At 51.3% G+C, this 19,626-nt stretch carries 19 protein-coding genes; 4 read left to right on the top strand and 15 right to left on the bottom strand.

The window, feature by feature from the left end; genetic code table 11:
- Positions 1 to 27 precede the first annotated feature (27 nt).
- Together JNE38_RS06975 and JNE38_RS06970 are read left to right on the top strand one after the other, a co-directional pair.
- Entirely contained in the window at positions 28 to 741 is a 714-nt protein-coding gene (locus JNE38_RS06975) for an ABC transporter permease (protein ID WP_203357441.1), read from the top strand.
- A gap of 20 nt (positions 742 to 761) precedes the next feature.
- Positions 762 to 1,847, top strand: coding sequence for a polyamine ABC transporter substrate-binding protein (locus tag JNE38_RS06970; protein ID WP_203355880.1), 1,086 nt, complete (start codon positions 762 to 764; stop codon positions 1,845 to 1,847).
- A 66-nt stretch (positions 1,848 to 1,913) separates the two neighbouring features.
- Here the strand turns inward: JNE38_RS06970 and JNE38_RS06965 are convergent, their stop codons facing one another.
- The 3 genes from JNE38_RS06965 to JNE38_RS06955 all read right to left on the bottom strand — a co-directional run bounded on the left by JNE38_RS06965 (position 1,914) and on the right by JNE38_RS06955 (position 6,318).
- A complete protein-coding gene (locus JNE38_RS06965) occupies positions 1,914 to 3,392 on the bottom strand; it encodes an aldehyde dehydrogenase family protein (RefSeq protein WP_203355879.1) in 1,479 nt (492 codons plus the stop codon).
- 28 nt (positions 3,393 to 3,420) lie between these two features.
- Positions 3,421 to 4,785, bottom strand: a complete 1,365-nt coding sequence (locus tag JNE38_RS06960; RefSeq protein WP_203355878.1) for a putrescine aminotransferase — start codon at positions 4,783 to 4,785, stop codon at positions 3,421 to 3,423.
- A gap of 288 nt (positions 4,786 to 5,073) precedes the next feature.
- Positions 5,074 to 6,318: a branched-chain amino acid ABC transporter substrate-binding protein gene (locus JNE38_RS06955; protein ID WP_203355877.1), complete on the bottom strand. Its 1,245-nt coding sequence runs from the start codon at positions 6,316 to 6,318 to the stop codon at positions 5,074 to 5,076.
- A gap of 307 nt (positions 6,319 to 6,625) precedes the next feature.
- Here JNE38_RS06955 and JNE38_RS06950 point away from each other — a divergent pair, with 307 nt between their 5' ends.
- Entirely contained in the window at positions 6,626 to 7,528 is a 903-nt protein-coding gene (locus JNE38_RS06950) for an aldo/keto reductase (RefSeq protein WP_203355876.1), read from the top strand.
- Between the two features lie 77 nt (positions 7,529 to 7,605).
- Here the strand turns inward: JNE38_RS06950 and JNE38_RS06945 are convergent, their stop codons facing one another.
- The 12 genes from JNE38_RS06945 to JNE38_RS06890 all read right to left on the bottom strand — a co-directional run bounded on the left by JNE38_RS06945 (position 7,606) and on the right by JNE38_RS06890 (position 19,051).
- On the bottom strand, positions 7,606 to 8,799 hold the full coding sequence (locus JNE38_RS06945; RefSeq protein WP_203355875.1) for an MFS transporter: 1,194 nt from the start codon (positions 8,797 to 8,799) through the stop codon (positions 7,606 to 7,608).
- On the bottom strand, positions 8,774 to 9,457 hold the full coding sequence (locus tag JNE38_RS06940) for an HAD-IA family hydrolase (protein WP_203355874.1): 684 nt from the start codon (positions 9,455 to 9,457) through the stop codon (positions 8,774 to 8,776). Before JNE38_RS06940 ends, JNE38_RS06945 begins: the two co-directional genes overlap by 26 nt.
- 93 nt (positions 9,458 to 9,550) lie before the next feature.
- Positions 9,551 to 10,519: an SIS domain-containing protein gene (locus JNE38_RS06935; protein ID WP_203355873.1), complete on the bottom strand. Its 969-nt coding sequence runs from the start codon at positions 10,517 to 10,519 to the stop codon at positions 9,551 to 9,553.
- A 32-nt stretch (positions 10,520 to 10,551) separates the two neighbouring features.
- On the bottom strand, positions 10,552 to 11,385 hold the full coding sequence (locus JNE38_RS06930; protein WP_203355872.1) for a sugar phosphate isomerase/epimerase family protein: 834 nt from the start codon (positions 11,383 to 11,385) through the stop codon (positions 10,552 to 10,554).
- A 57-nt stretch (positions 11,386 to 11,442) separates the two neighbouring features.
- The gene (locus JNE38_RS06925) at positions 11,443 to 12,270 is read right to left on the bottom strand and encodes a carbohydrate ABC transporter permease (protein ID WP_203355871.1); all 828 of its coding nucleotides are present in this window, start codon (positions 12,268 to 12,270) and stop codon (positions 11,443 to 11,445) included.
- A 7-nt stretch (positions 12,271 to 12,277) separates the two neighbouring features.
- Positions 12,278 to 13,168, bottom strand: a complete 891-nt coding sequence (locus JNE38_RS06920; protein ID WP_203355870.1) for a carbohydrate ABC transporter permease — start codon at positions 13,166 to 13,168, stop codon at positions 12,278 to 12,280.
- Between the two features lie 57 nt (positions 13,169 to 13,225).
- Entirely contained in the window at positions 13,226 to 14,548 is a 1,323-nt protein-coding gene (locus tag JNE38_RS06915) for an ABC transporter substrate-binding protein (protein WP_203355869.1), read from the bottom strand.
- Between the two features lie 67 nt (positions 14,549 to 14,615).
- Positions 14,616 to 15,347 (bottom strand): GntR family transcriptional regulator, encoded by a 732-nt coding sequence (locus tag JNE38_RS06910; RefSeq protein ID WP_203355868.1) that lies wholly within the window; start codon positions 15,345 to 15,347, stop codon positions 14,616 to 14,618.
- A 90-nt stretch (positions 15,348 to 15,437) separates the two neighbouring features.
- A complete protein-coding gene (locus JNE38_RS06905) occupies positions 15,438 to 16,289 on the bottom strand; it encodes a PfkB family carbohydrate kinase (protein WP_203355867.1) in 852 nt (283 codons plus the stop codon).
- A 67-nt stretch (positions 16,290 to 16,356) separates the two neighbouring features.
- Entirely contained in the window at positions 16,357 to 17,370 is a 1,014-nt protein-coding gene (locus JNE38_RS06900; protein WP_203355866.1) for an SIS domain-containing protein, read from the bottom strand.
- A gap of 81 nt (positions 17,371 to 17,451) precedes the next feature.
- Positions 17,452 to 18,165 carry a GntR family transcriptional regulator gene (locus tag JNE38_RS06895; RefSeq protein WP_203355865.1) on the bottom strand — a complete coding sequence of 238 codons (714 nt, stop codon included), beginning with the start codon at positions 18,163 to 18,165 and terminating at the stop codon, positions 17,452 to 17,454.
- 175 nt (positions 18,166 to 18,340) lie between these two features.
- Positions 18,341 to 19,051: a GntR family transcriptional regulator gene (locus tag JNE38_RS06890; RefSeq protein WP_203355864.1), complete on the bottom strand. Its 711-nt coding sequence runs from the start codon at positions 19,049 to 19,051 to the stop codon at positions 18,341 to 18,343.
- Between the two features lie 149 nt (positions 19,052 to 19,200).
- Between JNE38_RS06890 and JNE38_RS06885 the strand changes: the two genes are divergently transcribed.
- Positions 19,201 to 19,578, top strand: a complete 378-nt coding sequence (locus JNE38_RS06885) for a MerR family transcriptional regulator (RefSeq protein WP_203355863.1) — start codon at positions 19,201 to 19,203, stop codon at positions 19,576 to 19,578.
- Positions 19,579 to 19,626 lie beyond the last annotated feature (48 nt).

The following is a 19,626-nucleotide window of genomic DNA, read 5'->3' as shown; positions in this document are numbered from 1 at the left end:
GCATCCCTGATTTATCTGTTTTTGTACATGCCGATCGCCATCTTGATTCTCTATTCCTTTAACCAATCCAAGCTGAATGCCGTTTGGACCGGATTTACGCTCGACTGGTATCTAAAGCTGATGCAAAACAACGACGTGCTGGATGCCATGAGAACGTCCCTGCTCGTCGCTTTGATCAGCACGATTGCCGCCACTATGATCGGCACCCTGGCAGCCGTCGGAATGTACCGGTACCAATTTCGGGGTAAAACAGCGCTGGATGCCATGCTGTACCTGCCAATCGTCATTCCGGAAATCGTGATGGGCATCTCCCTGCTCGCTCTGTTTGCGCAGCTGCAGGTGCCGCTTGGCTATTTCACGCTCATCGCTGCCCACGTCACCTTCTCTGTTCCCTTTGTCGTGGTCGTCGTACGGGCTCGGATGGCCGGATTTGACAGGAGCATCGAGGAAGCTGCGATGGATCTTGGCGCAACTCCTTGGCAGACGTTCGTGAAAGTGACGGTTCCCGTCATTGCGCCTGGCATTCTGGCCAGCAGTCTCCTGGCGTTCACCCTTTCGATCGACGATGTCATCATCAGCTTTTTTGTCGCAGGCCCTGCCAGCGCTACTTTGCCGCTCAAAATATTCTCGATGGTCAAATTCGGGGTCACTCCCGAAATCAATGCGCTGTCCACCCTGATGCTGATTGTCACGCTGTTTTTGGTCATCATCGCGGAACGCATCCGAATGAGAAAAAATTAGAGAAACAAAGGGGGTTCATTATGACGAAAAACTGGAAGCATTCCATCGCGGCATCAATCGCTGCTGTGACAATGGCAGTGACGGCTGGATGCGGCTCATCCTCTCCCGCCACACAGGAAACCGGCCCAGGCAACGGTCTGGACAAGGAGCTGAACGTCTTCAACTGGTCGGAGTACCTGCCTGAAGAAGTGATCAAAAAATTCGAGGACAAATACGGTGTGAAGGTCAACTACAGCACCTTCTCCTCCAATGAGGAAATGCTCGCGAAGGTGTCGGCAGGCGGGGGTATCTACGATTTGACGGTGGCAAGCGACTACTTCATTCAGCCCATGGCGAATCAGGGCCTCATCGAACCGCTTGATCTGAACAACATTCCCAATATCAAGAATCTCTCTGAGGAATTCGTCAACAAAGATCACGACCCCGGAAACAAATACAGCATTCCTTACATGGGCAACACCGTCTCTCTCGCCTATAACCCGGATAACATTAAAACAGAGATCAATAGCTTCGAAGATCTCTGGAAACCGGAATTCAAGAGCCAGATTGTCATGGTGGACGACCAGCGCTTCATCCTCGGTATGGTATTGAAGACGCTCGGATATCCCGGGAATGACACGGATCCCGCTCATCTCGAGGAAGCAAAGCAAAAAATGCTCAAATTGATGCCGAATATCAAAGCCTTTGACAGTGACAGCCCGAAAACATTGATGATCAACGGCGAAGTGAACATCGCCTTTGTCTGGGGCGCTGAAATCGCTCTTGCCCAACGGGAAAAGCCGCAGATCAAGACGGTCCTTCCCAAGGAGGGGCTGATGCTCACATTTGACAATTTCGTCATCCCAGCCGGCGCCAAGCATAAAAAAACGGCGGAAGCGTTCGTCAACTTCCTGCTTGAGCCGGAAATCAGCGCGGAAATCGCCAAATCATTCCCGTATATCAATCCGAACAAAGAGGCACGCAAGCTGATTGACAAAGCCACGCTGGACAATATCGCCATCTATCCACCCGCTGAGGAAATGAAGCGGGTAGAGAGCCTGAAGGATATTGGCGATGCCATCAAGCTGTACGATCGAGCCTGGTCGGAAGTAAAAAGCTCGCAGTAGCCAATCGAATGATTCGCTCAAAGAAAAAGGCGGGGTACATGGCCCCCGCCTTTTTGCTGTCCGGATTCAATTGCGAAACCAGCCGCTTGGTTTCACATTCATATTGATGTTGATCTGCTTGAGCTCGGTGTACGCTTCATAGCCATACGTCCCCAGCTCACGACCGATGCCACTCATCTTGTAGCCGCCCCATGGCGCTTCGTTGAATGTAGGATGATACGTGTTGATCCAGGTAATGCCCGCACGCATTTTGCGGATGATCCTCTGTGCGCGGGCACCATCATTCGTGAAAACCGCTCCGGCTAGTCCGTATTTGGTGCTGTTGGCCAGCTGCACTGCTTCCTGCTCGGTGCGGAATTTTTGGACGACCAGTACGGGGCCAAAAATCTCCTCCTGGACGATGCGCAGATCATTTCGATGATCTACAGCAAAGATCGTCGGCTCCACGAAATATCCCTTTTCCAAGCCATGGCTTGTGAGCCGTTTGCCGCCGCAGAGCAATCTCGCCCCTTCATCAAGACCGATCCGAATGTAATCGAGCACCCTCTCCATGTGTCCTTCGGAAATCAACGGTCCCATTTCGGTCTCTGGATTGGCGCCGTCTCCCACCACGATTTTTTGCGCCCGCTCCACCAGTCGCGCAAGGAAAGTCTCATAGATGCCCTCTTCCAAGAGCAGCCGTGAACCAGCCGAGCACACCTCTCCCTGATTGGCGAAAATGGCGAACAGCGCATAGTCCACAGCCGTCTCAAAATCAGCATCGGCAAAGACGATGTTCGGCGATTTGCCTCCTAGCTCTAAAGACAGTTTTTTTACGGTATCGGCAGCGTTTTTCATAATGGTGATGCCGGTTTCCGTTCCTCCAGTAAAGGCGACCTTGTCGACTGATTCATTTCGGGAAATCTCATCTCCTACCACACTTCCCGGTCCTGTTACCAGATTGGCCACACCTGGGGGAAATCCGGCCTTTTCCAGGCATTCGAACAGCATGATGGTGGACAGCGGCGTCAGATCTGCCGGCTTCAACACCAGCGTATTTCCCGCAGCCAAAGCGGGAGCCACTTTTTGCGCGTTCATGACAAGCGGGTAGTTCCAGCAGGTGATCGCACCTACCACCCCGATCGGTTCGCGAACCACCATTGCCTGGATATCATCCGGCACGTCATACGTCTGCCCCTGAGGCTTGGTGCAAAGACCTGCGTAATAACGGAATTGATTGACCGCATCGGCGACATCGTAGCGAGATTCCCGCAGCGGTTTGCCGTTGTTTCGTGTGTCCGTCTGCGCGAATTCCTCTGCCCTCTCCTCGATCAGATCCGCCGCCTTCCACAACAGCTCAGCCCGATCCCGCGCCTTGCTCTCTCCCCAGCCCGACTCGTCAAATGCGCGCCGAGCTGCTTGGATCGCCTTCTTCGTGTCGTCGCGGGTGCCTTTGGCCACTTGGGCGATCACTTCTCCGCTGGCTGGATTCCTTACTTCAAACGTCTCCCCTGTTGAGGAGGAGACCCACTCCCCATCTATGAACAGCTTTTTGGCTTCCTTCATCAGCCCGCCTCCTATTCGTGGGTACCGTTTATCGGGCCACTTTCGCCTCTTTGGACAAATGAGCGATTCCTTCTTCGATGCAAGCAAGCACGTAATCCAGCTGTTCGTAGGAAATCACGGCAGGCGGTTCAATGCGGATGACTGTCGCGTTGTTGATCGTGCCACCGACGAGGATCTTCTTGCCAAAAAGCGTTTTGGCCAAGGAATACCCGAGGCTGTTGCTGGCAAACTCCATGCCGATCAGCAGTCCCTTTCCGCGTATGGCCACCAGGATTTCCGGATACTGCTCCTGGATTTCACGGAGGCGAAGCATGATATAGTCGCCTTTTTCCTTGGCCACCTGCGGAATGTTTTCTTCCAAAATCGTCTTGATGCCTGCGATCGCGCCGGCGCAGCAGAGCGGATTCCCGCCAAAGGTGGAGGATCCGAGCAGGAAAGGATTTTCCTCCATTTTTCCCCACCACTTTTTCTTCGCAACCATCGCGGCTATGGGCATGACACCGCCACCGAACGCCTTGCCCAGCGTCATGATATCCGGCACGACATTCCAGTGGTCAACGCCAAACATGGTGCCTGTGCGCCCCATGCCCGTCTGCACCTCATCGACGATCAACAGGCATTCGTATTTGTCGCAAATCTCACGGAGACGCGGCAGAAAGTCATCTGGCGGGATGTTCACGCCGCCTTCCCCCTGAATCGGCTCCACGATCACGCCCGCCACGGTTTCTCCCGTAGCGATCAACATACGGATCGCCTGATCGACGGCATCCGCATCTCCGTAGGGAACATGCTGGAAGCCAGGAACGAGCGGCGAGTAAGGCTCACGGAACGTTGACTTGCCGGATGCGGAGAGGGAGCCTAGCGTTTTGCCATGGAAGCCTCTCTCCATCGAAATGAAATATTTTTTGCCGGTCGCAAGCCGTGCCAGCTTTAGAGCCATCTCATTCGCCTCGGTGCCGCAGTTCACCAGATACGAGTGCTGCAGATCCCCCGGAGTGATCGCGGCCACCAGCTTGGAGAGATAGCCACGCAGCGGATCGATCATTTCCTGGCTGTGCAAAGCGTATCGCTTCAATTGGGCTTCCACTGCCTTTACCACATTGGGATGTCGGTGGCCCAACAGATAGACGCCATATCCTCCGAGACAATCGACGTACTCGTCACCCATGGTATCCCGGAATACGGCTGCCTCATCCTCCCACTCCACCACAGAGTAATCCGTCGAGACTGACTTGCGGTGAGTCAGAATGGCCTTTGTCACGTGATTGGTAAAATTCTCGACCGAATCCGATACGATTTTTTTCTTCTGCTCGACTGTCAATGTCTCGCTCTCGATGAATTCCAGCATTTCTTTCGCCATCGCAAGCGACTCTTCGCGGGATTTCTGATGCATGCTATCCACCATCCTCATCTGTATTTACAATCTGTTACAAATAGCAAGAATGATGCCATGAGCCGGAATGCCATAAGATGAGGAAATTGCCCCGAATTCCAGAACATGCAGCAGCAAAGTGAGAATCCTCCTCTCATTTTTGAGAAGTCGGTTGCTGCAACTGTAGGGTGAGAGAGAGGATAAATGGAGAGAAGCGTATTTATTCTCAAAGCCGGGAATGCGCACAAAAAAGGGGCATGCACCCGCGTGCCGCCCCCGTGTAGATGAAGTGTTGCATGTAGACAGATTCTATTCTGCCTTGCCGACAAAAACAGATTTATCCTTATCTTTTTCGTACTTGTAAATAAACACGTCAGCAAATTCGTTATCGCCTTTTTCATCAAATGTAACCTTCGTGAATTGTCCCTGGAAGTCTTTTGTCTTATGAACAGCTTCCAACACCTGTTCACGAGTTGGCTTCTTGCCGCCATTGGCTTTAATGGCTTCCTCCACACCGTGCAAGAGAACATTCATCGCATCATAACCGTAAACGGAAAAGGCTTCCAGAGGTTTGTTCGTTGCCTTTTTGTATTCCTCTCCCCACTTTTTACCTTCTTCGGTTTGCGATACGTCACCCGCTACGGAAGTAAAGATCACTCCGTCGACCGCTTCACCAGCAATCTTGATCATATCCGAGTTGTCGAATCCATCTCCGCCCATGAAATAGCCTTTATACCCTTTTTCCCGGGCTTGCTTAATGAGAATGCCACCTTCAGGGTACATACCGCCGAAGAAGATTAAGTCCGGATTCTTCGAAGTGATCTGAGTGAGAACCGCAGAGTAATCCTTCTCGCCAGCAGTTATCCCTTCATAGCCCAACACGGCTACACCGTCTTTTTCAAACTGCATTTTCACCTGATCGGCCAGACCTTGACCGTAAGCTGTTTTATCGTGCATGATAAAAACTTGTTTGACATTGAGTGTGTTTTTGGCATACATGGCTGCTTTAGGACCTTGCGAGTCATCGCGTGCGCATATGCGGTGGACTGTCTTCTTGCCTTCTTCCGTTAACTTCACACCTGTATTGGCCGGCGATACCATGACAAGTTTGCCCTCTTCATACTTTACAGAAGATGGGATGGCCACTCCCGTGTTCAAGTGACCCACGACACCAAGCACGTCAGGGTTGGATATAAGCATCTCCGCGTTGGAAACCCCGATTTTCGGATCGGCTTGGTCATCCTGGGGCAGCAGTTGCAAATCGAAGCCCAATTTCTTAAAATCTTCTTTTTTCATTTTAAGCGCATATTCGGCACCGCTCTTGATGGAATCACCTTGAGCGGACTGGGACCCCGAAAGAGGACTCTGTGTTGCAATGAGAATTTTCCCTCCATTTTGGGCAGCACCGCTTCCTTCACCTGTGGAGCCTTGCGTGCCCGAAGCAGACCCGCCGCTTGCATTGCCTCCCGCATTGTTTGAGCCGGCACAGCCTGTGAGTGCGATGCTTGCAACCAATGCTGCTGATAGAAAGCCAAGTTGAACTCGTTTTTTCATCTGCTTGAATCCCCCTCTTACCATATTTATCGTTATCTTCAGCCCAAGATCTATCAGCTTCCACGAGAGTAGAGTGAGAGTAACGTGATTGGAAGCAAAAAAATCAAATAGGACCAATTATTCATTATTTTAGGATAAATCTAAAAATTTACAAGATATAAAATGTTCTACGAAAATAAATTGCCTGAAAAGCTCAATCACACGGGGGCCAGGTTCGTGTCGATTCCCCTATACATTCTTGGATTTCATGGAAAGGCATCTTGTATAATCAATGTAATCGTACCACGGAAAGGAGCGAATTCTCCAAATGAAAACCACCCGCTTAGGTTCTTCCGATCTCATGGTCACCGAGGTCGGCTTCGGCTGTATGACGGTAGGGACGGATGAGACAAAAGCTGTTGCTCTTATTCAAGAGGCGCTGGAGCGTGGCATCAATTTTTTGGATACCTCAGATTTATATGAAGCGGGACGGAATGAAGAGCTGGTGGGAAAAGCGATACAGGGGCGCCGTGACAAAGTCATTCTGGCGACAAAAGTGGGCAATCGGCGCATTCCCGGGCAGGATGGCTGGGTATGGGATCCATCGAAAGCGTACATTTTATCCGCTGTAAAAGAAAGCTTGAGAAGGCTGCAGACGGATTACATCGATCTCTATCAGCTGCATGGGGGCACGCTGGATGATCCGATTGACGAGACGATTGAAGCATTCGAACAGCTGAAGCGGGAAGGGGTCATCCGGCATTACGGCATCTCTTCCATACGTCCCAATGTGATTCGTGAATATGCTGCACGCTCATCCATCGTAAGCGTGATGAACCAGTACTCCATTCTTGACCGCCGCGCAGAAGAAGAAGTGTTGCCCATGCTCCAGGCGCGAGGCATCAGTGTCATAGCTCGGGGGCCGGTGGCCAGCGGAGCGCTTGCTGAGAATAAGAAGGTAGCAAAAGGATACCTGGACTACAGCATGGAAGAGATCGTAGCCGTACGAGAGAAGTTGGCGCCTCTGGTGAACCGTACGCGCAGCATGTCGCAGCTGGCTATCCGTTATTCGCTTAGCCATCCGGCTGTCGCCACCGTTATTCCCGGAGCCAGCTCACGTGAGCAGCTCCTGCAAAATATCGAGGCAGTGAACGTGCCGCCGTTGACCGCGGAAGAGATCGCAGCGATCCGCAGCTTCAGCAAAGCCAGCCGATACGAGCTGCACCGATAAACGGCCCAACCGCTGAGCAAAGGCTGCCGATTCATAACCGGCAGCCCGTTTTGAAGCATAGCCACCCGACAATGCGTTCACCCGTTTGTTGATTGCCTCACATTCGAACGGATCACCGCGAACATGATGACGAACACGCATGCCAGAAAGCCAATAATGAGAGAAAAAGCGGTTTCGATGCCATATGCATTGGCGACAACACCAATCAAACCGTTACTCACCAATGCACCTACACCCGAAGCCGTAAACAGGTATCCGAGAACCTTCCCTGCCCGGTCCGCATACAGATGACAAGCAATGGCTGCTATCGTCGGGAAAATCGCCGCAAAGCAGATTCCTGCCACGACGAGCAAGGGAAGAGTTGCCTGATCTGTCCAAAGGATTGCAGCTCCAACAATCAGTACGGCGAGAATCGAACTGACCATGACTGCTTTCTCTTGCCCAATTCGGTTGATCCACCAGTGTGCACTCAAGCGACCTGCTGTAAAAACCAAATAAAAGCCAGACAAGTACAAGGCCCCTTCTGTCAGGGGCAGATGCCTGACTTGAACCAGATAAGTCGGGAGCCATGTAGCGAAACCAACTTCCGCCATGACATACACCATGATGGCGAAAAGCAATCCCGCGAGCTTGATTGATCCTTCCGCACTTACGATCCTCATTGCTTTTCGATCCGACACTCGCCTCTTCGTCGTCACTTGGCCGTATCGAAAGCAAATGACAAACGCCAGGATGAAGCCGAGAAGAGCCAACTCCAGCCAAAACCCATTCCGCCAATCCGGAAATCGCTGCAGGATCAAAATGCCGAGGAGCGGGAGACCGGACGCTCCGACGCCGTAAAAACCGTGCAGCCAGTTGAAATATCTCGCCTGATCCTCGATTGATTCAGAAATGGCAGGAACGGCCCCATTAATTCCGATCTCCAGGACACCTCCTCCGATTCCCGCCAAGATGAAGCCAACCGCGAATAGACAGTAGTTTTCTACGCACATGTACAGAAGCATCCCTGCTGCAATGAGGAGTCCTCCCCACAAAGTGACGAGCTTCAAGCCCCTGTTGTCAACAAGAAGCCCTCCCAGAAAAGAACCTGCCAAATAACCAAACGATCCGAGCGAAAACGCACCGCTCAGCTCAAGATAGGTCAGGTTCAGGTCCTCCTGGATCAGAGGAGTCACGATGCTCCGCAGCGAATCGATCGAACCAAAGAACAGCATGCCGGCGAGGGAGATGAATAGGATCTTTCTCTCAAAAGGAGCCACGAGAGTCTGCACTCCACTGCCCATCCAGCTTCGCCAAGACATGTGTCAGCGAATGCTGGGCCATCGATTCTATGCGCAAGTCATAGTTCTCAAAAATCAGATCCATTGTGACAGGATTGGGCACGATCACGCAGTGCAGCCCTGCAGCCTTAGCCGCCTTTGCACCCGCAGCAGAGTCTTCAAAAGCAAGTACCTCATCCGACTGCAAGCGAAGGGCATGCACGGCTTGCACGTACAGCTCCGGGTCCGGTTTGACTCTCACCACATCATCCGCCGTTTTGATCACTTCAAAATACGAGAGAAGCTGAAGCTGCCGAAGAAATCTCTCGACCCACTCCCTACTCGAGCTGGAGGCAAGACCAATTCGCAGACCGAGGTCCACGGCCGCCTCCAAATAGTCACGCACCCCTTCCCTCGCTTGAACACTCCTGATCTTATCTTGATGGATTTCGTTGGCGATCCGCTTGATGTCTTCCATCTTTTGCTGATTCCCAGCCACTTTCATGAGGTGCTGATCGAATGCCGCTCCATGCGTGCCCACAAAGGAAGCAAACGTCTCCAACGTCAATTCCAGCCGGTACTGCTCAAGAGCTTCACGAAACGAGTGATACCAGACCGTTTCCGTATCCAGGATAAGACCATCGAAGTCAAAAACAATCCCTTTGATCAAGGTTTCTCTCCTCCTCTGCCCAGCGGCGCACCCTGCCCCCAAGACTATACTCTTTTCTGCAGCACGAGGCGCTTGTTTTTCTATTTCGATCGATCAATACGCCACTTTCCACATGTACCTGCGCGTGGTGAGAGGATGGTTGCGAGCATGAGCCAACTCTTCCGCATAGACCCGCAAGACCCGATGCAGAACGAGTGGTGCGATATAACCCTTCACCCGATCGTCCACCCCAGTCAGATCGAAATCTTTGGCATCCAGGGTGATGATGTTGTCTCCATACTGGCGGGAAAAACCGAGGGAACGCTCTTCGAGGGGGCGAGTTTCGTCGAGACCGACGAGCTGGATCATGGGCACCTCTTTATCCAATATTTCGAAAGGCCCGTGAAAATACTCTCCTGCATGAATGGCGTGGGAATGAATCCACTGCATTTCCATGAGAATGCAGATCGCGAACCAGTAGGCGATTCCGTAGTTGGCACCGCTGGCCATGGTATAGATGTTCGTGGCGTCCTGATAGGCGCGGCCAAAGGCTTGGGCTGCCGGGAGAGCCTGCTCCTTCGCTTTTTCGATCACCGGCCGCAAATGAGACAGAGCTTCGATCAATGCATCGTACTTTGGATTGCCTTCTTTGATGTGCAAAAGACCGAAGACCAATTCGTACATGATCGCGTGTGCATCGTTCAAAAAAGGATGCTCTTTGCCTTCCTGATACAGGATGACGAATTCGGATGCCTCTGCCAAGGGGGAATCCGGCTCATAGGTAAGCGAGACCGTCAGTGCTCCTTTTTCTCTGGCAAAGCGTGCAGCATTCACCGTTTCCGGGGTTTTCCCGTAGTGCGAGCAGAGAATGACGAGGGATTTTTCCCCCAGCTTTGCTGGATGGCGGTGGATAAATTCATTGGAGCTGTATAAATCAGAATCAATGGTTTTGGCTTCGTGGTCCATGGCGTATTTGCTCGCGTACATGAGCGCAGATGAACCGCCGCACCCGACCAGGAACACTTTTTCGATCTCCCGACGCTTAAACTCCTCAAGCACACGTGTCACCATTTCATTCAGCATGTGTTTCTCCTCCCTGTAGATCCATATTTCTTCTACACCACAAACGCTCCCAGCTGCCGAAGCGATGCTTCTACCGCTTTATCCGGCTCCATCAAATACTGAGAAGAGGTAAATTCCAGCGACAATGCCCCTGTGTACCCGCATCGCTCGAGTATGTCCATATAGGAAGCCAGTGGCAGATTCCCGTCCCCCCAGGCCAAATGTCCACCCGGCTTTCCGTCCACCAGATGGATGTGTGCGAGGTTTTCCCCCAAACGTTCGAAATAGCGATTCAGGTCCTCGCCTTCAACAGCCATCGCGACCGTGTCCACCATTCCTTTCACGGCTGGGGACCCTATTGCACGCAGCATTTCTGCCAAATCGGTCAGGTTGCAGACGAGATTGGACTCGACTGGCTGCAGCGGCTCCAAAGCAAGCGTGATCCCCCTCTGGCTGGCATATTCGGCAAGCTGCTGCAAGGAGTCGCAGGCGCGCTTCCACGCCTCTTCCCTGCTTTCGTTTCGGTAGCCCCATCCCGCGGTCACCAATACGAGCTCTGACTGAAGTTCGGCGCTTGCCTCTATCGACTTTTCAAAATACCTCCTGCTCCTCTCCCGGATGGCCTGCTCCTTGGCTGCGAGATTAATCGGATACATGCATTGCTCCGGCGTGAAGCAGACGACTTTCAGACCGCGACTCTCAATCTCACGTCGGATATTTTTGATCTCAGTCAGCGACAAATCCTCTACGTAAAGATGCGGAGCCGCTCCCCATAATTCGATTTGCTCCATGTGAAATCGGACCATGGAATCCAAAAAATAGGTCAGCGGATAATGCAGGTAATGAAAGTTCATTCCCGTGATTTGCGAGCGCTTGATTGCTCCCATCTGCCCCTCCTCGTATCGTTAGAGTAATTGCTGCACATGCATGAGCCTTTTTGTGGCTTATCCTTTCACGCTCCCCGCCATCATCCCCCGGACAAATTGCTTCTGAAACAGGATGAACATGACAATCATCGGGATTGCAGAGATGGCCAGCCCTGCCAATTGGACGCCGAAATCGGTATTCAGCTGACTCCTCAGATTCATGAGGCCCACTGGAATCGTCCGAAGTGCGGAATCCTCGATGAACACCATCGCGAACATGAATTCATTCCACACGTTCATCCCTGTCAGCAGAGCCGCAGAAGCCAGAATGGGTTTTCCCATCGGCAGGATGATATGCCAGTAAACTTGCCAGGTGCTGCAGCCGTCAATCGTCGCAGACTCCTCCAGCTCTCTCGGGATGGATAAAAAATAGGATCGCATGAGGAAGATCGAAAACGGCAGCTGAAATGCGACATACGTCACAATCAACGCCCAGCGGGTATTGTACAGACCGATCATCTGGAGCATTTTGTACAGGGAAATCAGGCTCACCTGTGGTGCCAGCATCAACCCGCTCACCACGATAAGCAGCAGAAGATTTGCCCCTCTGAAGCGAAAGCGACTCAGTCCATAGGCAGCCATCGAGCCCAAGACAAGGACAAGCAGGACGGAGACCACCGTGACGAATGCGCTGTTCAGAAAGTATTGACCCACTCCCGCATCCCAGGCAGAGACGTAATTTTTCCAGAGCCATTTGTCCGGCAGTCCCCATGGGTCCAGGAAAAAATTGCGGTTGGATTTGAAGCCGTTCATCGCAAGCCAGAACAACGGATACAGGATGCAGAGCGCATAGGCGGCAAACCACAGCCAGATCGCTGCGCGATATATTTTTTGCATAGCTGTCATAGGTTTCTTACACCTCCTGGCCCGTTTTTGCGAGTCGCATTTGCAGGAGCGACAAGCCTAGCGTGATCACAAAGATTGCGGTGCCGATTGTCGAGGCGTAGCCCATTTCATCGTTGCGAAACGCCGCCCGGTACAGCATGGTGCCCAGCACTTCCGTGGAACGGCCCGGCCCCCCGAAGGTCATCACGTACACCTCATCAAATACCTTGAAGGCTCCGATGACCGTGATCATGCTTCCTACGAGAATCATTTCTCGCAGCTGCGGAATGGTGATATGAAAGAAAGTCCGAAGGCGATTGGCTCCGTCAATCATCGCGGCTTCATACAATTCTCCAGGAATCTTGTGCATCGCGATCAAAAAAAGCATGGTCATGTACCCGGTATATTGCCACTGTGAAACGGCCACCACCGCATAAATGGCTGTCTTGCTGTCCCCCAGCCAGGAGTGCATCCACTGGGTTTGACCGATGGCCTTCAAGGCTCCATTGATCAGACCGATTTCCGGATTGTACAACAGCTGCCACATGAGACCCACCACCGAGATCGAGATGACAGCCGGGAGAAAAAACACGGTCCGAAAAAGAGGCTGCCAGCGCCTGATCACCTTTTCCTCCAGGATAGCCGCAATCACCAAACCCCCTCCCACTTGAAACAAGAGGGAGATGACAGCATAGAGCGAGTTGTTTTTCAGAGCTGTGTAAAAGATAGGGTCCTGAAACAGTTTGACGTAATAATCCAACCCGACAAAAACCCCATTCCTCTCAAATGCGCTCCATCGAAACATGCTGTAGTACAGATTGAAGAGAATCGGGAGAAATACAAACAGCACGATGAGCAAAAGGGCCGGAAGGATGAAAGGGAGTGCAGACCGGGCATTGTGAAAAGACGATTTCAACATTTGGCTCCCTCCTAGGAAGAGGGTAAGCATCCCCCCTCGGTCGCTTACCCAAAGTACTTATTGCTTGACTTCCTGTTTGACCTCCTGGGCCACTCCCTGAACTTCCTTCATGATGTCTTCAGGCGATTTCGTGCCATCCAAGAGCAGCTGGATATTGGATAAATACGAGTCTGCAATTTTCGCATGAACGTCGGTATCGAGCCACTCCGCCATGCCTTCTGCGCTCTTCATCATGTCAACGGCTTCGGCGACCTGCTTCAAGGCGGTGTCCGTGTTGGTCGCGCCGACGATCGGACTCGGCCAGCCGATTTGCTTGACGAGCTTTTCTGCATTTTGTTTGCTGGTCAGAAACTTCAGGAACGCGATCGCTTCTTTCGGATGCTGGGTTTTCGATGAGACGATAAATCCATCAGGCGCTCCGGTTATGAAGTTTTGGTTGCCTTTTCCTTCCGCGATGGCAGGCAGCGGGAAGAAGTCAAATGCGGCTTGCATGCTTTTTTGCACCTGCTGGAACTCTTCCAGCTCGAGGTACATCATTGCCCCTTTTCCGGCAAAGAACATCTGCGTCGCCATGTCATGCGAGCTGGAGTTGATGTTGTCATTAAAATATCCCTTGTCCTTCAATTCTTTCAGATACTGCAGCGCTCTGATGTATCCCGGATCTGTAAACTCTCCGCTCTCGGGATTGTAATCCTTCATTCGGACATCGGCTGGGACCAGCTTTTGATTCAGTCCGGTCAGATAGTGAATGGCTGCCCATGGACTTGCATTGCCCAATATGATCGGTGTTTCCCCCGCCCGCTTCAATTTGTCTAAAAGTTGCAAAAACTCATCCCATGTCTTTGGTTTTTGCAGCTGATATTTGTCAAAGATTTCTTTGTTGTAGACGAAGAATTTTCCATTGAAACGCAGAGGCACTCCGTAGTTTTTGTCATTGGAGACGAAAGGCTGGAGCGAGGCGGGGATGAAGCCATTCTTCCATTCCGGATCAGCGTTCAACGCTTCGGTCAAGTCCATCGCCGCACCCGACCTCACAAACTTCCTGGCAAATTCACCTGACCACGAAAACATGATGTCCGGCACCGATCCTCCACCCATGATGACGCGGAGCTTGTCTTTCATCGGCTCATCCGCGACAGCTTCCACTTTCACCTTGATGGTAGGATTTTGACTCTCAAACTCTTTGATCACTTCTTCAAAATAGGGGGCGTATTCCGGCTGCGGCCACTTGTGCAGAAACTTGAGCTCGACTTTGCCATCCGCTGATGGCTCCGAAGCGGATTGACCATTGCCGGACGAAGGACTGCTGGAACATCCGCTGGCTACCAATGACAAGACCAACGCACCGAGCACTACCATTTTCCTGGTTAATGCAAACACATTTGATCACTCCCCGTATTGGTATATACCATTTATCGCAAAAAAATTTGATACCTCTCTTTTCGGTTTATTTTAGATTCAATTCCGAATAGTAGCGGACGATGTCACTGCGCGTGATCGATCTGGAAAATTCGACTTCCCTTCCCGCTTTGTCAAAAGCAACCGCTTCCAAAAGGATGCAAGGGCTTTCCGATTTGATCCGCAGCAGCTTGCTTTCGGCATCGTCTGAAAAAGTGACCTGCATGTACTCCTTTGCCTTCACCAGAACGATCCCGTACATGTCCTCCAGCACCTGATACAGAGACGTGTTGTCTGCAATGTGCTGCTCGATTCCCGGGCAAAACAGGTACGGAAGGAATGATTCCTCGATCGCTACAGGTGTGTCGTCGACTAGGCGAAGACGTTTGAATACAATCACGCCTTCCCCTTCTGGCACCTTCAATCTTTTGGCTAATGAAGGTCTCGCCTGCTCTTTTCGGACGGAGAGAAGCTGTGTGCGCGGAAGGAGTCCTTTGCCGAGCATGTTCTTGGTAAAGCTGTTGAAAGTGATGAAGTCCATCTCAATTTTCTTGTTCGTAATGAAGGTTCCCGCCCCGACTCTGCGTTCGACAACTCCCTCCCTTTCCAATACGGACAAGGTGTGCCTGGCCGTCATTCGGCTGATTCCGTACAAGTCTGCCAGCTCTCGCTCGGAGGGCAGCTTGTCTCCGCTGGACAGCTTCCCGCTTTCGATGTCATCCAAGATTTTATTCTTCAACTGTTTATAAAATGGGGTGCTCTCCCTATTGTGTGATTCCATGCCGACTCAACCTTTTCCTAATTGGTATATACCTTTACTACAATAGTAAAATTATCAGACGATTCCGTCAAGTTCAAATTCAGATATTTTCTAATATTGCTGCCCATGCCCGAACGCCCCATCAATCAAGCATGTCTTCGCTGAAAAAGATGCAGCGAACTGCAACCCCGCTTGGATAGCTTCCGGAGTCGGCGCTTGCGATTTGGTCCAGCCCGATCGTACCAAGTGGATCAATAAAGCCGTCAAAAAGGCATCTCCCGCCCCCATGGTGTCCACCGGTTCCACGTATTCGACTGCTCCGACGTAAGGAGCATCGTTGCTGAAAAAAAGGGCGCCCTGTGAACCTCTGGTGACGAGGATGTGACGCACGCCATGTTCGCTGACTCGTTTTGCCAGCCCGTCGATTTCGGTGTCGGTCATTCTCCCGCCGGAAAACAGCGCAAAATCGATGAAGGGACAGACGCTTTGCAAATAGCGGTCCGTGCGGAATTTGGATTCTTCAGAAAAATCAAAGGCGACCAAGGCCTCAAGCTCCCGAAGCTTGGGAAGCTCGGGCTCAACGCTGGCGTAACAGCCGGAATGGATCAGCGAAAATTCCTTCAGATAGTTCAAATCGGCAGCGTCCAAAATGGGCGGGTATTGCGTGGAGATACCGCCACCATTTCCCCCTACGAAAACTCTGTCCCCATCGACGAGGTTGACCTGCGCGTAGCCGTTTTCTCCCTCCAACTGGACGCAGCGGGACAAGTCGATGCCGATCTTTGTCAGCTCTTCCTGGATGAAAGCTGCGATTTCATCATTGCCAAATACCCCCAGATAGGCAGAGGAAACTCCCAGCTGCTTGGCAAAGACCGCGAAATTGACGGAGTTTCCCCCTGGATAGCGCGTTCTCGTATGCAAGTACACGTCTGCCACGTTGTCCCCAAACCCGATTGCTTTCATAGCCCCAGCCCCCTTGTCATCCTCTGGCAAAGAAAGCACTACCGCAGTAGTGCCCTTCTTTTTTTTCTCAGTACTCCATTTTTCGGTAGTAGCGTCTGGTTTCCAGCGGGTGATTTCGTTCACGCTCCAGATATGCGCTGATGCGATTAAGCACAGCCCAGTTCACGCTGATCCCAAAATACGGCCTCATCTCTTCACTGATCCCTTCCAGTGCAAAATCCTTGGTGTCGATGATGAACAGCTCTTTGGTAATCTTCTCGGCAAACTTCTCTACGCGATCCACGAGAGGGCGCGTCTCATCTTCACCTTTCAACAGGATGACGCTCGTATCCTCCTCGACCAGCTCCAGGGTCCCATGGAAAAATTCCGCTGCATGAATGGATTTTGACCGGATCCACTGCATTTCCTCCAGAATGCACATGGCATAGGAGTACGTGTTGCCCCAGAGGCTTCCTGCCCCGACGAGCATGTGGTAATCCGTGTCCTTGTGTCTGATAGCGAACGCTTCCGCCCGATTTTCAAACGCCTCCATGGAACGGAGCAGCGCTTGGGGGAGCAGCGCAACCTCCTTGGCAAACTGATCGTAGAGGGGAAATTCGTTGTTGTTGCGCATGAATCGGAAGGCGAGCATGTACAGGTGGATGAAGAAGGTATCGAACGAATGTTTTTCGTGACCCGTCGAGATGCAGTAATCGACGATTTCGGCTAACGGAGTCTCCGGATTTGCCACCAATCCGATCGTCGTGGCTCCTCTTTCCTTGCAGAACTGCGCCGCAGCCACCGTTTCTTTGGTTGTTCCCGATACAGAAGCAAAAATGCAGACCGAATCTTTGCTGAAGTGCTTATGGTTCATGACCATGAATTCTGCGGCAATTTCAGCGTGAACCTCCAGAGTCGAGCTGGATTTGAAAAGGTATTCATAAGGGTACATCATCGCGATGGTTCCCCCCGCGCCGATTAGGAAAAGATTCGAAAAGCCTTTGGCGGAAATCTCGTCGACAATCCGCTCGATCTTTTCACGCTCCGCAATCGCATCCGTCCCCACTGCTTGCAGGAACAACCCCGAATCAAATTTCAACATCCGTAATTCCTCCCCCGTTTTCTTGAGATCGCAATCTATTTTAAAGCGCGTGGGCTTTAAAACCTGTCTGATCCATTCCAGTCACTTCAAGATCGTACTGAACATGCAACGGTCTCCTCGGGCGATTTCAATGGTGTACTCGACAGGGAGCTTATCCTCCGTCGCAGTGACAACCTTGGTGCAAATCGCGGCATCGCCCGGTGCCACTCCCAGGTAAGAAGCCTCTTCCTCCGTCAAGTAGGTGATGCTGATTTCCTGTTTGCTCTTTGTCAGCTCAATGCGGTAAACCTCCCGCAGGATGGCGTAGAGAGATTGCTTTTCCAGATCATGCTGCTCGAGACCAGGAACCAAGCAGGAGGGAAGATAGATCGTTTCCAAGGCAAATGGTTCATTCTCGACATGCCTGATCCTCACCAGCTCCACGACTTCCGTGCCCAGTAAAATGGAGAAGGTTTTCGCTAGTAGCTTGTTTGCTTCCATTTTTCGAAAGGAGATTACGGTAGTATGAGTGTGCAGACCAGACTCTTTCATCGCGTCGGAAAAAGAGAGGAACTGCCACAAATTTCTGTTAATTTTCCGCGGAGCGACATACGTTCCGCTGCCGTGCAGGCTGTACAGGATTCCTTCATCGACGAGACGCTCGATCGCCTGGCGCAATGTCATCCGGTTCACATCCCAGAGAGCGCTTAGTTCTCTTTCAGAAGGCAGCTTGTCATGGGCACTTAGCCCGGATTGATTGATGTACGCTTCGATTTTTTCTGCTAGATCCGAACGGACCGTATCGTATTTTGCCATGGCTACCCCTTCCACCCACTGGTATATATGTATACCACCAATAAAATGCATACCACTTGATTGTTATACTATACCACTTAAAGACCTCGGTCAACAAAAATTTGGAAATTTCCAAAATGAAAAACCTCCTTTGTCTCATGCATGCCTACAGGGCAGCAGGAAAGGAGGTGTGTGCTCAATGACGGTCAGCTTGAAAGTAGCTTTTTTGACCGTTTGTATATGATTTCGTAAATTCAACCACTCTCTTGTGGTGATCATAGCTTTTGCATTCGTGCAAAAAAACGGCACTGTTTGGCGGCACCTGCAGCAGCTTTGCTTCCGGATTCCGAATCTTGACCAGAGTAAGCGTCTCATAGGCCATGTCCAGGTCAACACCGTTTGCTGCGAACAAGTCGTAGAGCGAATGCACTCCGAAATCGTACTCATTGATCTGGGGAAGCAGGTCATAGGGAACGAGGGTATCCTCCAAAGTGTAAGGCTCGTCATTTCCAAGCCGCAAGCGGACGATGCGGTACAGCTCCGCCTGCTCGTCTATATCGAAAATCGACGCGTACTTCACTCCAGCCTTTCGTTTTCCCGCGTACAGCAATTTGGTCGAAGGCTGGATGCCCTTGGTTAAAAGCATCTTGCTGAAACCCTGCAGTTTGTACAGATTGGAGCCGATTTTGGACTGAGTCACGAACGTGCCTTTTCCCTGCACTTTTTTCAAGACACCTTCATGGACCAATGCCTCAATGGCGTTTCTTACCGTCATCCGATTCAATCCATACGTAGCCGCCAGCTCCCGCTCGGATGGGATTGGCTGCCCGTAGGCGTATTCACCTTCGTCTATTTTTTCACGTATCAACTCTCTTAGTTGGGCGTGCAAGGGAATCTTTTGTTCCACTGATGCGTCCCTCCTCTCCCATCCCTATCAGTGTAGCAAGGTCCGATTTCCATTTCCATCTTTTCCTTTCGTGGGACAAACCCTTGCATCATTCTACGAGGGATAGAACGGTTTTTTCACAAGGAAAGATTAAGTTTGGAGGTCTCCAAATGAAGTATTGTTCCATCAGCGAAGCTTCCGCCAAATTCAATATTCCAGAATCAACGCTGCGTTATTATGAAAAAAAAGGGCTGCTACCACTAATCGAGCGTGATGAAGCTGGCAGGCGGTTATTTTCAGAAGATCAAATGGCGCTGCTTGAAACCGTCATTTGTTTAAAAAATACGCACATGCCCATAAGTGGTATTAAGCAATATATGGATTGGGTTGTAGAAGGAGATGACACCATCGAACTCCGACTGGAGATGATGAAGAATCACAAACAAGCAGTGCTAGCTGAAATTTCGCGGATGACAGAGTCCATCAAGGGAATCGATGTAAAAATTACACGTTATACAAAACGCACGAAGGAAAGAAAAGAAGAATGATGAGATGATAAACGTTGCATCTACTACGTGAAGAAAATACTAGGGAAG

Source organism: Brevibacillus choshinensis (genome assembly GCF_016811915.1).
Classification (GTDB): Bacteria; Bacillota; Bacilli; order Brevibacillales; family Brevibacillaceae; genus Brevibacillus; species Brevibacillus choshinensis_A.
Note: the sequence above shows the minus strand (reverse complement) of the source record. Positions and strands in the feature narration are given on the sequence as shown.